The following is a 15,395-nucleotide window of genomic DNA, read 5'->3' as shown; positions in this document are numbered from 1 at the left end:
AGCCTAATACGAAAAAAGTCCGCAAGCTAGTGCGGACTTTTTATTGGAAAGCATTTAGCAATCTAGCGACAGTGCTAGTCAATCAATCCGTATTCTTTGCTCAGAACTTCGATGATTTCCGCTTTCGGATTCTCACTCAAATGAATCGGCTTGCCTGTAATCTTCTCGGCAATACCAATGTAGGTGCTCGAAATCGCCATCAAAGATTCGACGGGTAAAGCATTATCACGAGCGAGTGCTTCACGCTCTGGCATACGTTCTTTATTTAGCAAGATATCTGGGTCAGGGAAGTGGTTAAGTAGGAACTGGCGGAAACCTTCTTTTGAGTTCTCTACGATGTGACCTGCTTGGTACTCTTTAGCATCCCATATACGAGACGAGTCTGGTGTACCCACTTCATCCATGTAAATCAGCTTTTCATTGCCAGCAGCATCATGAACATAACCAAATTCGAATTTGGTATCGACAAAGATTTGGTCAATTGCTTCTAATGCTTGGCTGATAACGTTAAAGCCTTCTTTCAGCAGTTTTTCGTAGAGTGCGATATCGTCCGCACTTGAGAAGTTAAATGCTTCGTAGTTGTCTACGATATTTTGACGAGTAATATTAACGTCATCCGCTTCTGGCACACCGGGAATGCCTTTTAGAATGCCTTTTGTGGATGGGGTCATTAGCAACTCTGGCAGTGCTTTGTCTTTTTCTAACCCTTCAGGAAGTTGGATTCCACAAAACTCGCGCTCGCCATTTGCGTAAGCGCGCCACATCGAACCCGTGATGTATTTGCGGCAGATGGCTTCGATTTTTACCGGTTTGGCTTTTTGTACAATCCAAACAAAAGGGTGAGGAATGTCTAGAATATGGCTATCTGCTAAGCCATTTTCTTTGAACAGTTTGAACCAGTGATTAGAAATCGCATTAAGCGCAGCCCCTTTACCCGGGACACCATTAAGACCACCTTCAGCATGCCAAATACAATCGAACGCAGAGATTCGGTCGCTAATCACCATGATAGCCAAAGGCGCATCTGGCGCGACATTGTATCCTTTTTCTTTGATCAGTCGGGCGCTGTCTTCATCAGTTAACCAGTAAACTGAACGAACTTTTCCACTATGAACGGGTTTATGGGTGCGAATTGGCAGGTCGTCATTGACGGCAAGTACTTGATTAGCAAGGCTCATTGCGACATTCCTATCATCTTAATCAAACGTCAGAAAGAGAAGATATTCAGCAAAATGTGGGCGCTGAATAAATCGAATGTGGGCATCATACCAGAACTATTTTAACTCGCCAGAGAAAAAGCAAACGTTTGCCTATTTTCTTTAATACAAAAAAAAGCCCCCTTAAAAAGGAGGCGAGATGCAGGATGGATAACGTCGAACTTATTAGTGGTACTTATTAACTCTGCCTTCGACGAAAAAGACTTCACACTGATAGCGCTGCGCCATGTCGCGCAACATAGATTGATTCATAAGTGCAATTTTATTGGATGCGACAACAGCACTGGCATTGCCTGATCGGATGGCTTTTATCACGATCTCGACTTCTGAAAGCTGTTGAGAGGGCTTCATTTGAATAACGTTTTTACAGCAAATATTAGAAGCAGTGAGTTGTTCAAAGTCTGGACGAGGGCAGTCTGCTGTAAACAAAATCCATTGTTTCTGCTGCGATAAAACAGCCAGCTTAGATAGAAGCTGATCCGAAACGGCCATGGGCTTAGTTGCTTGTGCCAATACGTTGTAACGAGAGTATGTATGAGATTGACTTTGTAACTGCATCTTACTGTTCCTTTATACATGCTGTATGCCTATACAGTAGTTTGTTTTGGCGACCTGATCAACAAGTTTCTCAAAAGTTATTTGCGGTTTTTTGAAAAGGAAATAAAAGAATTTTACTTTAAGTAATTGAATTTATTTGTTTATTTTTTATTTCTGATATGTCTAACATCAATTTAAAAATGTGAGGTGAGTAGAAAGTTGGACGAGAGACATACAGGGGTTTACTACTGTATATACAGGTGTTTTTCACGGACAGTGGTTTGTATACAGTGGAAGAGGGCTGATAACCGATGCGACATGCTATGTAGGATAGGAGGGAATACGAGATAGAGATTGGAAATAGGCTTGGGAGATCAAAAAAGCGCCTTATAAAAGGCGCTTTTGAAAATCAGTTCCATTGATTCCGTCTTGCTTAGCTCGCTCGTTGCAAACGTTCGCGCATTTGCAATTCGCCTTGGTTAAATAGGCGCACGTCGATTTTTGCCATATCGTAACAAGCTTTACATGAGTAGTGGTGCTTGCCATCTAAATAATCGTGACGAGTTACAAGACTAGGTTTTTTACACCAATCACAGGTGCCTTCTTCAGTGAACATTGATTTTCTCCCCACCTAGATTAATTTGAGTCGTTAGGTGTTATTTTGCGCCGGGCATTATGGCATAAAAGCGCGACTTAAGTTAAATGTCTGTTAATTTCTTTGAGAGGGAGATCGATTGCGGTGTTTGATTATATGGGAATAAAAGCATGGTAGCCAAAGTATCCTGACCTATTTTTACTGTTTTGTAACATTTTGTGAGACGAGCTTAAAGGCATGATTGAGTCGCTTCATTTCTTCTTCACTGCCCCTTGTGTCAGGATGATAAAGCTTTGATAACTGTCTATAGCGTAGCTTGATTGCCTGTAAATCAGGGATGGTTTGTGGTGTGTAGCCAAACATAGCACACGCGACGCTTAGCTTATGGTTTTCTGCCTGAGTTTTGGATTTCTTAAATTCTCTGAATACTTTCTCTAACTGACGCTTCAGTTGCTTGTTCGTAAACTCTAGCTCTTTTATTTTTTCCGCCATTCGTTGATTTTGGCTTTCCCCTTTGGCTTCACGCGCTTTTCTATTCTGCTTGAGTTTTTTGATCACGAGGAAACTTAAGCCGCTGATGATGAGTATCGCCGCTAGCCAAATCAGCCATAGAAACTGCGAGTGTTCTACTTTGGGGGTTGCAACTGTGCTTTTCTCTTCTTGTGTTTGCTCCGCCTTTTTATCGAGCGACTTTATTTGCGAGACTTGTTTAGCTCGCAGTTGGTTGAAGCGCAGCTCTAACAGTTGATTATAAGCTTGTTCTGCTGCTGGATTATGCTGAGAAGCCATTTGATACAAGGCTTCAGTCAATTGAGAAGTTGTGACCTTATCTGGATTGCGCTGAATAAAATCGGCGAGAAGAAAGCCACGATCGGTTGGGTCATTGAGTGCGATAGAGGTTAGCCAATATAACGCTTGTGTTTCATTTTTTTCGCCATTTATCCCTTTAGCAAAGTCGTTCGCGAGCTGTTTTTGTGCAGGGAGGTAACCTTGGTTGGCGGATTGCTCTAGCCAGTAGCGCGTTTCTGGTGAGGCTTCAGCTTCGTTTGATGCCAATAATTGTTGTGCGTACTCGTATTGTTCGATGGGGTCATTTGGAGCTTGAGAGGCAAGTGAGTAGCCAGAAAAGCTAAGGCTAAATAAGCAGAGTAGGGCAGACGTTTTGACAGACATTAATATGTCAGGCCTAACGATAATGGTTAGGCCTGCTCCGGTAATTTTTTATTATTACCGTTATGGTGCAACCAAATTACTTCAGTGGCAAGATCTGGATTTCAACACGACGGTTGCACGCACGACCTTCAGAAGTTTGGTTTGAGCAAATTGGGTTACGTTCGCCGTAGCCGCGTGCAATTGCACGACCAGGTGCAACGTTTTGAGATACTAGGAATTGACGTACGGACTCTGCACGGCGCTCTGACAACGTTTGGTTGTATGACTCACTGCCTGTGCTATCCGTGTAACCATCAATAACGAGACTGGTATCTGGGTACTCAACTAGGATGCGAGCAACACCGCGTAGAGTGTTATGGATACTAGCATCAAGTTGGTAAGAGCTTGAAGAGAAGCCGATACCGTTTTCCATACGCAGTAAAAGCTGATTTTCACCAACACGCTGAACTTGTACGCCAGAGTTTAGCAAAGCGCGACGTAATTCCGCTTCTTGTTGGTCAAAGTAGTAACCAACGCCAGCGCCAGTCGCTCCGCCTGCGGCTGCACCAATGAGTGCATGCTGACGACGTTCTTTAGCATCATCACCCGTTGCTAGGCCGATTGCTGCGCCAGCGATCGCACCAATAAGCGCGCCTTGCGTGGTGGAGTTAGTTTCGTATTCACCCGTTGTTGCATTTTGGCGTTGAGTGGCTTGACAGCCAGTAAGAGCTAGCACTAGAGCTAGTGCAATAGGCATCTTTTTCAAGGGAAAATCTCCGTATAAAACTGAGGCGAAACCATGCCTCATAATGGGATGCGAATTATGAATAAACAAGCATTAATATTTGTTATGAGAAAGTAAGATTGATAAGAGTTTCTGTAAGAAAATTCCTACCAATACTGCCAAAGCTCTCAAAGTAAGCCCCATCGACATCGAAGTCATTGCTGCTTATGTGAATCCTTTACTATTCTGGCTATTTCGATGAATCGCCCAACATTTTGCGTGCTTGTTCGCCGCCCACTCCACGGTTAACTGAAACCTTTCTACCTTTCTTTAAGCCCACTTCGTAGTCTTCAGTTAGGTTTTTCATTGCTTCTTTCAATTGCTTCTTGAACGTTTCGCGGTCAATGTTTTGGAATTCTTTATCAATATAGTCATTAATTTTATTGGCCGACTCTTCATCTGGAGAAATAATTGGCAATTTTTCAATCGCGCCTTCCACCCAGCCAGATACAAATGAGTTCACACGGCGAGTCACTTCCTGAGAAGAGGTGCCGGTGCCAGCAAAGCTGTTTCGGAATTGTCCGGTACTTTCGTTCATCTCGCGATAAACAATATCGAAAGCAAATGCAGCAAAAATAGCGCGATCTGCTTCACCGATAAATTCGACACGTTTGAGCCCTTTGTGATTCAACAATACTGCTTCGACACCGAATTTTGTGTTAATGCCGCGAATCACTCGCAATATGGTAGAACTGATGTTCGCTGGTAGCAGATGAGAAGATTGTGTTTTTCCCATTCTGATGAACTCAATATCGTCTTTATCGAGACCATATTTAAGCATGAGGCGATGTGCCATTTTGATAGCATTGGCAGCCTCATTAACATTAGCGGAATTGCCCAGTTCTAAGCACTTGGCGATTTTTTTCAGAGCTTTTTGTTTATCCATCGACAACCAATAACGAAAGCAGAAAATTTATGAAGTCAGACATATTACCTTTTTTGACATAAAAACGAAATACAAGGTGGGACTGAAGATAATTTCAGCACATAAAAAGAAGCCTCGCATTAAGCGAGGCTGGCGTTTTAGTTCGTCGTAATCAGTATGAAGTCGTACTTGTGTCTAAGAAGCCATTCTTCATTAAGATTCGTTAGAATTACAACCCGAGCTGGTTGAGCAAGTCATCGGCATCATCGTTTGATCCCGACGATTTAGATTCTTTCTCAGCCAACTGTTTACGTGTGGCCTCTAAAATGTCGTCTGGGTTTTCGTCTTCAGCAACTTCAAACTCTTCCAGTTGGATGAACTCAGTTTTATCCATTGCTAGTTCGAGATAGAAAATATTGTTGTTTTCGGTGGAGAACGTCACTCTGCGCGCTTGAGGGCGGTCAAGGTTGGTATCAACTTGTAAGATAACTTGCTTATTCAGCGCCAGCATTTTTGGTTGGTTTTGTGTGATGTTCGTTTGCAGGTCTTTACGAATTTTATTAGTGAAGTCTCCGACCAGTTGATTCATGAGTTCACCCAGAACATCGCCTACCTCGTCAGAAGTATGAGATATTGCCAGTTCTTCTTCTGGCATGCCCATATTACGCATGTAGTTGGTGTAGATCTCCAGTGCGGCTTTTGCCGTAAAATTAATCACAACTAGCCCGGTAAATCCGCCATCAAACAGAACAAAACAGCCAAAATCTGGTTTGAGGCTAGTCTTGTGGATTTTTTGCACCATTGCTGAATAATTTACTTGAGAAGATGTCGCCGAAGTAAGTACGCCAGAAACAGACTGGCAAAGTTTGAGAAGGATATCTTCAGTGGTCACAATTTTATTTTTTTTCATTCTGAAAACTCATCTAGAAACGCGATTCGTTCCCCAATGTAAGGCATCAAGCGTGAAAAAATAAAGCATAAGTTTAATTATTGTATCGAGATTCTGATTTGCTCGTCTTTTTAAATGTTGTAAAGTGACGAAATTCAAAGAATATTACTTCACTAACTCTTTTGTGGTGTTTTTTTTCGCTTAGCGCCAATTTGTATGAGAAGTGAGCAAATAATTACACAACCCGCAGCTGATCGGATCAGCGTCGTAGGGGCAGGAAGCAAATGTTACCAAGATTACACTCGCAAACTGATGTCGATCCTCTTGTTCTTAGTTTTCTGAAAGAGCTTGAGCACGCCGGATTCACTGGTGATATCGAAAGCCAATATTCAAGCCGACTAGCGGTTGCCACTGACAACAGTGTTTACCAGCAACTTCCTCAGTCTGTCGTTCATCCCAAAACGACAGAAGATGTTTCTCTCCTCGGGAAACTGAGCAATAAAGAAAAGTACGAACGAATTACCTTTTCACCTCGTGGTGGTGGCACAGGGACCAATGGTCAGTCGCTAACCAAAGGTATTGTGGTGGATATGTCTCGTCACATGAACAAAGTGCTTGAGATTAATGAGAAAGAAGGCTGGGTTCGTGTACAAACTGGTGTAGTGAAAGACCAGTTAAATGACGCTGTTCGTCCTTATGGCTACTTCTTCTCTCCAGACTTATCTACCAGTAACCGTGCAACGATTGGCGGCATGGTCAACACCGATGCTTCTGGTCAAGGTTCTCTGAAATACGGAAAAACATCCGATCATGTTTTGTCGCTACAAGCGGTGTTTGCTGATGGTTCAATTTTAGAGTCGGACTTGTCTCACGGTTACCCAAAAGAAGGCGAGTTTGCTGCCAAGGCGCTACGTGTAACGGAATCCGTATGTCGTGAAAAACGCCAGCAGATCGTAGATAAGTTTCCTCCTCTTAACCGATTTTTAACGGGCTACGATTTAAAAAATGCCTTGAATGAAGACGGTGACCGTTTCGATATCACACGAGTACTTTGCGGCGCGGAAGGTTCATTGGCATTTATTACCGAAGCGAAGCTAAATCTAACGCCAATTCCGAAAGCACGTACTTTGGTTAACGTTAAATACAACAGCTTTGACTCTGCGCTGCGTAATGCACCGTTGATGGTCGAAGCGAAAGCGCTATCTGTAGAAACCGTTGACTCGAAAGTGCTTAATCTCGCGAAGCAAGATATCGTTTGGCACACCGTGAGCGATTTACTTACCGATGTTCCAAATAAAGAGATGCTTGGCATCAATATGGTGGAATACGCAGGTCAGGACGAAGAGGAAGTTGCTGCTCAGGTTGCAGCATTGACCGCCAAGCTCGATACCATGTTGGAAACAGAAGAAGCGGGCATTATCGGCTACCAAGTTTGTAACGATGTAGCGAGCATTGGGCGTATTTACAACATGCGTAAAAAAGCGGTGGGTTTGTTAGGCGCAGCAAAAGGTCGTGCTAAACCGGTCGCATTCGCTGAAGATACCTGTGTGCCACCAGAAAACCTGGCGGACTTCATTGTAGAGTTTCGAGAACTGTTAGACAGCAAGTCTCTGAATTACGGCATGTTTGGTCACGTCGATGCTGGGGTGCTTCACGTACGTCCTGCGTTGGATTTGTGTGACCCGCACCAAGAAGCATTGATGCACGAAGTTTCTGATGAAGTGGTCAAGCTGGTGGCGAAATACGGCGGTTTGATGTGGGGTGAACACGGCAAAGGTTTCCGTTCAGAATATGGCCCTGAGTTTTTCGGCGACGAGTTGTTTACTGAACTGAGACGTGTGAAAGCGGCATTCGATCCACACAACAAAATGAACCCGGGCAAAATCTGTACACCGCTGGATAGTGATGCAGAGCTTGTCAAAGTTACCGATACCAAACGTGGTTACTATGACCGTCAGATTGACGTTCAAGTACGTGACAGCTTTAAACAAGCGATGGAATGTAACGGTAACGGTTTGTGTTTTAACTATGATACCAGCTCGCCAATGTGTCCATCGATGAAAGTAACAGCCGATCGTCGTCATTCACCGAAAGGTCGTGCGGGTTTGGTTCGCGAGTGGTTGCGTCAGCTTACTGAGCAAGGCATTGATATTCTTGACTTAGAAAAGCAAACACTAGAAAACAAAACATCAATCAAAACCATGATTGACCGCGTACGTCATTCTATCAATCGTCGTCACGAGTATGACTTCTCTCACGAAGTGTATGAAGCGATGAATGGTTGTTTGGCGTGTAAAGCGTGTGCGAGTCAGTGTCCGATTAAAGTCGATGTTCCGAGCTTTCGCTCACGTTTTTTAAACATCTATCACTCTCGTTATCAACGTCCTGCAAAAGACTATCTGGTTGCGAACATTGAGACTATGCTGCCGATGATGGCAAAAGCGCCAGGTGTCGTAAATGGTGTTTTGAAGCAGTCGTGGGTGAAAAGTTTAACGGCATCTACGGTCGGGTATGTCGATGCGCCGTTGTTATCAGTACCCACCTTGAAACAACGAGTAGAGTCGCTGACAACGCCTTATGATCTGCAAGCGCTCAGTGGTTTGTCTTCGTCTGAAAAGAGCAAGCATGTTTTAATTGTTCAAGACCCATTCACTAGCTACTACGACGCTGATGTCGTTGAAGACTTCGTTAAGTTATTGAAAAAGCTGGGCATGAATCCGGTGCTTCTGCCGTTTAAGCCGAATGGTAAAGCACAACACATTAAAGGGTTTTTACGTCAGTTTAAGGACACAGCAGCCGACACAGCGAAGTTCTTGGCGATGGTCGCGGATTTGGATATCCCATTAGTTGGCGTCGATCCTGCTTTGGTGCTGTGTTATCGAGATGAATACGCTGAAGTACTTGGCAGTAAGCGAGGTAATTTCGATGTACTAACAGCCCACGAATGGCTTTACCCAAGACTAGAAGCGTTTGAAAGCGGAGAGCATAAGGCGCAGGAACCTTGGTATCTGTTTGCGCACTGTACTGAAAAAACCAAAATGCCAAATGCGGAAAAAGAGTGGGGCGCTATTTTTGCTCACTTTGGTGCAGTTTTGAATACGGTACCTGTTGGCTGTTGTGGTATGGCGGGTACGTTTGGTCATGAGGTTGATAAGTTGTCGATGTCGAAAGATATTTACAATTTAAGCTGGAAGCCAAGCTTAGATAAGTTGGATAGCGAGAGATGTTTGATTACAGGCTATTCTTGCCGCAGCCAAGTGAAACGCTTTGAAGGAACGAAGCCCAAGCATCCCGTTCAGGCATTGTTAACTTTGTTGTAATCGGACTAAATCAAGCCCAGTTTTACTGGGCTTTTTAGAAACCGTACTTAGACCCTTTCAAAGGATATGAATCTTGAGAAAACTTGAACTCAAAGTCCCACCTGTTGCGGTGTTTTTGTTAGTCATACTTTTGATGTACGGACTTAAAGTTTTGACGCCGAGCATGAACATTCGAGTACCCTTTGTTGAATTTGTAGTAGGTGTATTAACTTTGTTGTCTGGCTACATGGGCATTGCTGGCGTGTATGAATTTCGCAAAGTAAAAACCACAGTGAACCCAGTAAAACCTGAAGCGGCATCTTCTGTTGTAAGAACTGGTGTGTTTGCCTTTTCACGCAACCCTATGTACACGGCATTATTGCTTCTAATCATAGCAACTGGTTTGTGGTGGCAGCACTTGAGTGTGGTGCTTTGTGGCGTGATATTTGTCAGTTATATGAATCGGTTTCAAATCAAGCCTGAGGAACGCGTTTTAGAGCGATTGTTTGGTGAAGAGTATGTGGATTATAAAAACCATGTTCGTCGTTGGCTCTAAGCATTGCGTTTAGTTTTGTTTGGATGAGACATAAAAAGAAAGCCCAACGGTCGACGTTGGGCTTTCTTTTAGTAAACACGTTTTTTGTGCGCTTCTGATAGGGTAGTCGACTAGGCTGCCTTAACGAACTTTGCTAGGAATGCATCCTTACGTTCATTAAAGCGGCGTACAAGGTCGTCAACCGCTTCTTGGTCATATGGCTTCAAGCCACTTGCAACCATGCGCTTAATACCTTTGCCAACGACTTCACCGTCTTCTTTGAACGCAAAGTTTAAGGTGACTACACCTCGTTTTCCTTCTACGTCGAATGTTGCGCCAGTGAAATCCACCTCTGGATGCGTAAGGTCTAAGCGTGAAAATTCGACTTCCATACTTTCATAAATAACTAATGGACGCTGGCAGTTGATCATCATTTGCTTCTCTTCCATAAGAGGAACCATGATGTGAGGGAAGTTCATACCAGAAAATTGCACGTAATTTGTCACTACATGCTCAATAAATGCCGGATCGTGGTTAGTTTCACCTTCACGGGACATGTGTAAGTATTCTTTACCTGCCTCGTCAACAACAGCGCTTTCTTTGTCACACTTATTTTCAATATGAAGTGCTACACCATCGTTTACCATGCCAGAGAAGTTAAAACGCATCTTTTGGCTAACGCCTTCTTTACTAAGGAGCACTGCGAAAAGTAAATCCCCAGGGACACAAAAGCGTTTGTTGTCTTCATCATGAATTGGGTTGTAGTCACCTGCGACACGTTTTGCAAAGTGGCTTGCTTGTTCGCGAGTGAACTGAAACTGGTGATTAGTGTTTGAAAAATAAGGTGTTAGAAACATAATTTTTACGTAGTAACCAAAACTGTGTGGGATTATATGCGAATATCTGCGTAGCAATGGTCCATCCAGTGAAAACTTCACCGTATCCTAACAATAAGACACTATTTCGGCGGATAAACCGTTAAAAACGCATACTTTAGCAACGCTTTTATTTGTGAAAACAATAAACAACGACCTTTTCGCTCGCCTATCTTTTAAAGTATAGCCATCAAAGTAGACTGGCGTTCATAAATAGTGCCATCAACATGTTTAATCGTATGTAAAAAGGCTCCACGCTGAACGTAGAGCCTTCAAGTCATTATCTGTTTATTCGATGAAATGCCAGTTATGCTTGGTTATTGAACACTTGGTAACAAGCTCTCTGGCATGAGCGTGTTGTGGATAGCCAGCTTAAGCAGAGTATTTGCCTGTTCAATGTCTGGAGCAAAGTAGCGATCTTTATCGTAGAACGATACTTTTTCACGCAACATTTGTTTCGCAATCTCAATACGCTCAGAGGACTTGTTTGGTGCTCTAAAGTCTAGGCCTTGTGCTGCTGAGAGGTATTCTACCGCCAGAATACCGCGAGTGTTTTCGCCCATTTCTTTCAATCTGCGAGCCGCGAATGTTGCCATTGACACGTGATCTTCTTGGTTTGCAGATGTTGGCAAGCTGTCTACTGACGCTGGGTGAGCGAGTGTTTTGTTTTCACTTGCTAACGCAGCAGAGGTCACCTGAGCAATCATGAAACCAGAGTTCACACCACCATTGTCGACTAAGAACGGTGGTAGTTTTGATAGCGCGCTATCGATAAGTAATGCCATACGACGCTCAGACAAGCTGCCGATCTCGGCAATCGCAAGTGCTAGGTTGTCGGCTGCCATTGCAACAGGCTCCGCGTGGAAGTTACCGCCAGAGATGATGTCACCATCTTCAGCAAACACCAACGGATTATCTGATACGGAGTTCGCTTCTACTTGCAATACTTCCGCCGCATTGCGGATTTGCTGTAAACACGCACCCATCACTTGAGGCTGACAGCGCAAAGAATACGGGTCTTGTACTTTTTCACAGTTAGTGTGCGAATCACCTATTTCACTCGATGTGTCCAACAAATGACGGTATGCGAGTGCTGCGTCCATTTGGCTGCGATGACCACGTACACGGTGAATGCGCGGATCGAATGGACGTCGGCTGCCGAGAGCGGCTTCAACAGACATTGCACCACAAACGGTTGCTGACGCGAAAAGGTCTTCCGCGATAAACAGGCCTTCCAATGCGAACGCTGTGGATGCCTGAGTCCCATTTAGTAGCGCTAAGCCTTCTTTTGGCGCCAGAGTGATAGGCTCTAGACCTGCGATTTTTAATGCTTCTTGCCCGGAAATGATTTTACCGTTGTGGCGAGCTTGTCCTTCTCCCAGTAATACAGTGCTCATATGGGCTAGAGGAGCTAAGTCACCTGATGCGCCAACAGAGCCCTTTTTAGGTACACAAGGGTAAACTTGTGCGTTGACTAGGTCGGTCAGCATATTAATGACTTTTAGGCGAATCCCAGAAAAGCCACGAGACAGACTATTGATTTTTAATACCATCATCAGACGAACCGTTTCATCTGACATAAACTCACCGATACCTGCCGCATGAGAAAGAACGATACTGCGTTGCAGTGTTTCTAAATCTTCTGGTGCTATTCGTGTGTTAGCCAATAGCCCAAAACCAGTGTTAATTCCGTAAACCGTTCTATCTTCCGCGATGACTCGGTCTACGACCTGTGTGCTTTCTTCAATGGCCGGAATGGCTTCAGGATCCAAAGTAAGGTTGACTGGTGAACGGCTCACTTGGCGTAGTTCGTTTAAGCTAATATGACCTGGCTTTAGCGTTAAATTTAACATCTCTTTCATCCTTACTTGAGCTTCTTCAGTTCTTCGTTGAGCATTGGCAAATCTAGCCCTTGCTCTGCTGCACATTGTTTAGCGATATCGTATCCCGCATCAGCATGACGCATCACGCCTGTTGCTGGGTCGTTATGCAGCACGCGGGCAATACGTTGTGAGGTATCTTCGCTGCCGTCACAGCAGATAACCATACCTGAGTGTTGCGAGAAGCCCATACCTACGCCACCACCGTGGTGCAGTGAAACCCAAGTTGCGCCGCCCGCCGTGTTGAGTAGCGCGTTTAATAATGGCCAGTCTGATACGGCGTCAGAACCGTCCATCATACCTTCGGTTTCACGGTTCGGGCTTGCTACAGAGCCAGAGTCTAAGTGATCTCGACCAATGACAACGGGCGCTTTAAGTTCGCCATTTTTCACCATTTCGTTGAATGCTTGACCAAGACGCTCACGATCTTTAAGACCAACCCAGCAAATACGCGCAGGTAAACCTTGGAACTGGATGCGTTCGCGAGCCATATCTAGCCAGTTATGTAAGTGCGGATTATCTGGAATTAGCTCTTTTACTTTTTGGTCGGTTTTATAAATGTCCTCAGGATCGCCAGAGAGAGCAGCCCAACGGAAAGGACCGATACCTTCACAGAATAGAGGACGAATGTAGGCTGGAACGAAGCCAGGGAAATTAAATGCGTTTTCTACGCCTTCTTCCAAGGCCATCTGGCGGATGTTGTTACCGTAGTCGAGTGTTGCGGCGCCGCGATTTTGCAGCTCTAACATCGCTTGAACTTGCACAGCCATGGATTTTTTCGCTGCTTTTACGACCATTGCTTCATCTTGCAAACGCATTTCTGCTGCGTGAGACATGCTCCAGCCTTGTGGTAAATAGCCATTGAGCGGGTCGTGTGCAGACGTTTGGTCTGTTACGACATCAGGCGTGATATTACGTTCTACCAGCTCAGAGAAAACGTCTGCTGCATTACCTAGTAGACCAACCGATACTGGTGTGTCTGACTCTTTAATGATAGCTAGCGCTTCATCTAAAGAAGTCGCTTTCTTATCGACATAGCCTGTACGTAGGCGGTAATCGATACGTGATTCATCACACTCTACTGCAATCATGGAGAAGCCCGCCATTGTACCAGCGAGAGGTTGAGCACCACCCATGCCACCAAGACCACCCGTTAGAATCCAACGGCCATTTGCGTCACCGTCAAAGTGTTTTTTTGCAACAGATACGAACGTTTCGTATGTGCCTTGTACGATACCTTGCGAGCCAATGTATATCCAGCTGCCAGCGGTCATTTGGCCGTACATCATCAAGCCTTGTTTATCTAGCTCGTTGAAGTGTTCCCAGTTTGCCCAATGCGGAACAAGGTTTGAGTTTGCGATAAGCACGCGTGGGGCATTTTTATGAGTAGGGAAAACACCAACAGGCTTGCCTGATTGAACTAAAAGCGTTTGGTCATCTTCGAGCCTTTCAAGTACTTCAACAATCTTGTCGTAACATTCCCAGTTTCGCGCTGCTCGGCCAATGCCGCCATATACAACCAGTGAATGTGGATGTTCTGCAACATCAGGATCAAGGTTGTTCATCAGCATACGAAGAGGGGCTTCGGTTAGCCAAGATTTTGCGCGCAGTTTATCTCCGTGAGGTGCACGAATTGTTCTGCTTGTATCAAGTCGTGGATCTTGTCCCTGGCGCTGTGTCATTTCAGACTCCTTTAGTTTCTCGTGATGACCAAGTACTTGCTTGGTCGTAATAATCAGTGGCATCTGGGATGCATTATGGTTTGTGCTGTTTTTCCGCCATTGCGTTGGCGATATCCCAACACAAACGGGCAGCTAATCGTGCTGTTTGACTATCGACGTCATAATTTGGGTTGTATTCGGCGATATCAGCCAGCATTAGCTTATTTTTGTAATGAAGAATTCGCTCTAAAAAGGGTGCAATAGTGTCGTAACTCACTCCCCGAGCTGCTGGTGCGCTGACTCCAGGTGCGGTTGCGGCAGGAAATACATCTAGATCAATGGTCAAATAGAGGTAGTCACAGTCGTCAATAAAATGCTGAAGCTGAGTTAAGTGATAACTGTGGTTTAAGTAGCAGAGCTGATTGTCCTCTACATACCAAACATTTAACGCATCTGCTTTTTCAAATAGTGCTTTAGTGTTGCTACTACGGCTTACACCAATACAAGCGTAATGAAAGTCCCAATCGTTACGTTGACAAAAATGATGAATTTGGTTGAAGGGTGTACCAGAGCTTGGTCTTATGTCGGCGAGGTTACTCTCAAATGCGCGCAAATCGAAATGCGCATCGAAATTGATAATGCCGATTTTAGGTTTCTTCTCTGGATAGTGCTCTTTAAAATACCCCGCTAAGCCGGAAAAGGAGGCCCACGCAATCTCATGCCCACCACCCAGCACGATGACTGGCGTGTGGGGCAGTGCGCTTGAAATGGTTGCTGCACATAGAGCTTGGCTCTCTTCCAGTAAGTCGTCTTCACACACCACAGTACCTAAGTCATATAGTGGGGCGTCTTGGTGCCATGCTAAATTAGCGAGTGCTCGTCGGATTAAGTCTGGCGCTTTTTTCGCGCCAATGCGTCCTTTGTTTCTCGCAACGCCAGCGTCGGTAGCAAAACCGAGTAATGATACGCCATGCGCAACGGCACTCAACTCATCTGCTTTTTGGCGTTGAACAACGTGATGAATTCGCTGACCAAGCTTGCCGTCCTCGGCATCATGACGGCCTTGCCAATGAAATAGGGGAGAGTGTAGGTCGAATTGAGACATA

13 protein-coding genes are annotated in these 15,395 nt (G+C 44.7%); 2 read left to right on the top strand and 11 right to left on the bottom strand.

The genetic code is table 11. The features are described 5' to 3' along the window. Positions 1 to 74: 74 nt before the first annotated feature. The 7 genes from R7Q46_RS05450 to R7Q46_RS05420 all read right to left on the bottom strand — a co-directional run bounded on the left by R7Q46_RS05450 (position 75) and on the right by R7Q46_RS05420 (position 6,060). The gene (locus R7Q46_RS05450; protein WP_064376418.1) at positions 75 to 1,178 is read right to left on the bottom strand and encodes a phosphoribosylaminoimidazolesuccinocarboxamide synthase; all 1,104 of its coding nucleotides are present in this window, start codon (positions 1,176 to 1,178) and stop codon (positions 75 to 77) included. 204 nt (positions 1,179 to 1,382) lie between these two features. Further along, positions 1,383 to 1,775 carry a SulA-like leucine-rich domain-containing protein gene (locus tag R7Q46_RS05445; protein WP_005377962.1) on the bottom strand — a complete coding sequence of 131 codons (393 nt, stop codon included), beginning with the start codon at positions 1,773 to 1,775 and terminating at the stop codon, positions 1,383 to 1,385. A gap of 412 nt (positions 1,776 to 2,187) precedes the next feature. Beyond that, positions 2,188 to 2,370 (bottom strand): hypothetical protein, encoded by a 183-nt coding sequence (locus R7Q46_RS05440; protein WP_005377960.1) that lies wholly within the window; start codon positions 2,368 to 2,370, stop codon positions 2,188 to 2,190. Between the two features lie 177 nt (positions 2,371 to 2,547). Continuing rightward, positions 2,548 to 3,522: a J domain-containing protein gene (locus R7Q46_RS05435; protein ID WP_213871587.1), complete on the bottom strand. Its 975-nt coding sequence runs from the start codon at positions 3,520 to 3,522 to the stop codon at positions 2,548 to 2,550. A 76-nt stretch (positions 3,523 to 3,598) separates the two neighbouring features. Further along, a complete protein-coding gene (locus tag R7Q46_RS05430; protein WP_005377956.1) occupies positions 3,599 to 4,258 on the bottom strand; it encodes an OmpA family protein in 660 nt (219 codons plus the stop codon). 217 nt (positions 4,259 to 4,475) lie between these two features. Then, positions 4,476 to 5,171, bottom strand: a complete 696-nt coding sequence (locus R7Q46_RS05425; RefSeq protein ID WP_005377954.1) for a DUF2786 domain-containing protein — start codon at positions 5,169 to 5,171, stop codon at positions 4,476 to 4,478. 208 nt (positions 5,172 to 5,379) lie between these two features. Further along, on the bottom strand, positions 5,380 to 6,060 hold the full coding sequence (locus R7Q46_RS05420) for a DUF3334 family protein (protein ID WP_005388843.1): 681 nt from the start codon (positions 6,058 to 6,060) through the stop codon (positions 5,380 to 5,382). Between the two features lie 263 nt (positions 6,061 to 6,323). Here R7Q46_RS05420 and R7Q46_RS05415 point away from each other — a divergent pair, with 263 nt between their 5' ends. Together R7Q46_RS05415 and R7Q46_RS05410 are read left to right on the top strand one after the other, a co-directional pair. Next, positions 6,324 to 9,359 carry an FAD-binding and (Fe-S)-binding domain-containing protein gene (locus R7Q46_RS05415; RefSeq protein ID WP_047100719.1) on the top strand — a complete coding sequence of 1,012 codons (3,036 nt, stop codon included), beginning with the start codon at positions 6,324 to 6,326 and terminating at the stop codon, positions 9,357 to 9,359. Positions 9,360 to 9,432: 73 nt separating this feature from the next. Beyond that, a complete protein-coding gene (locus tag R7Q46_RS05410; protein WP_033905135.1) occupies positions 9,433 to 9,894 on the top strand; it encodes a methyltransferase family protein in 462 nt (153 codons plus the stop codon). 110 nt (positions 9,895 to 10,004) lie between these two features. On the opposite strand, the gene R7Q46_RS05405 is transcribed toward R7Q46_RS05410, so the two are convergent. The 4 genes from R7Q46_RS05405 to hutG form a co-directional block, all read right to left on the bottom strand. Then, positions 10,005 to 10,730 (bottom strand): DUF3581 domain-containing protein, encoded by a 726-nt coding sequence (locus R7Q46_RS05405; protein ID WP_017821813.1) that lies wholly within the window; start codon positions 10,728 to 10,730, stop codon positions 10,005 to 10,007. A gap of 335 nt (positions 10,731 to 11,065) precedes the next feature. Continuing rightward, positions 11,066 to 12,601: a histidine ammonia-lyase gene (gene hutH / locus R7Q46_RS05400; RefSeq protein WP_017821814.1), complete on the bottom strand. Its 1,536-nt coding sequence runs from the start codon at positions 12,599 to 12,601 to the stop codon at positions 11,066 to 11,068. An 11-nt stretch (positions 12,602 to 12,612) separates the two neighbouring features. Continuing rightward, complete coding sequence (gene hutU / locus R7Q46_RS05395) at positions 12,613 to 14,310, bottom strand: urocanate hydratase (protein ID WP_318077365.1); 1,698 nt, start codon at positions 14,308 to 14,310, stop codon at positions 12,613 to 12,615. A 73-nt stretch (positions 14,311 to 14,383) separates the two neighbouring features. Beyond that, positions 14,384 to 15,394, bottom strand: coding sequence for a formimidoylglutamase (gene hutG / locus R7Q46_RS05390; protein ID WP_005377946.1), 1,011 nt, complete (start codon positions 15,392 to 15,394; stop codon positions 14,384 to 14,386). Position 15,395: the final 1 nt, after the last annotated feature.

The organism is Vibrio sp. 811, assembly GCF_033339195.1.
This window is presented reverse-complemented; position numbering and strand designations above follow the sequence as displayed.

Bases quoted from the DNA above. Each gene is read 5' to 3' on its own strand.
- R7Q46_RS05450 (WP_064376418.1), bottom strand. From the start codon at position 1,178: ATGAGCCTTGCTAATCAAGTACTTGCCGTCAATGACGACCTGCCAATT.
- R7Q46_RS05445 (WP_005377962.1), bottom strand. From the start codon at position 1,775: ATGCAGTTACAAAGTCAATCTCATACATACTCTCGTTACAACGTATTG.
- R7Q46_RS05440 (WP_005377960.1), bottom strand. From the start codon at position 2,370: ATGTTCACTGAAGAAGGCACCTGTGATTGGTGTAAAAAACCTAGTCTT.
- R7Q46_RS05435 (WP_213871587.1), bottom strand. From the start codon at position 3,522: ATGTCTGTCAAAACGTCTGCCCTACTCTGCTTATTTAGCCTTAGCTTT.
- R7Q46_RS05430 (WP_005377956.1), bottom strand. From the start codon at position 4,258: ATGCCTATTGCACTAGCTCTAGTGCTAGCTCTTACTGGCTGTCAAGCC.
- R7Q46_RS05425 (WP_005377954.1), bottom strand. From the start codon at position 5,171: ATGGATAAACAAAAAGCTCTGAAAAAAATCGCCAAGTGCTTAGAACTG.
- R7Q46_RS05420 (WP_005388843.1), bottom strand. From the start codon at position 6,060: ATGAAAAAAAATAAAATTGTGACCACTGAAGATATCCTTCTCAAACTT.
- R7Q46_RS05415 (WP_047100719.1), top strand. From the start codon at position 6,324: ATGTTACCAAGATTACACTCGCAAACTGATGTCGATCCTCTTGTTCTT.
- R7Q46_RS05405 (WP_017821813.1), bottom strand. From the start codon at position 10,730: ATGTTTCTAACACCTTATTTTTCAAACACTAATCACCAGTTTCAGTTC.
- hutH (WP_017821814.1), bottom strand. From the start codon at position 12,601: ATGTTAAATTTAACGCTAAAGCCAGGTCATATTAGCTTAAACGAACTA.
- hutU (WP_318077365.1), bottom strand. From the start codon at position 14,310: ATGACACAGCGCCAGGGACAAGATCCACGACTTGATACAAGCAGAACA.
- hutG (WP_005377946.1), bottom strand. From the start codon at position 15,394: ATGTCTCAATTCGACCTACACTCTCCCCTATTTCATTGGCAAGGCCGT.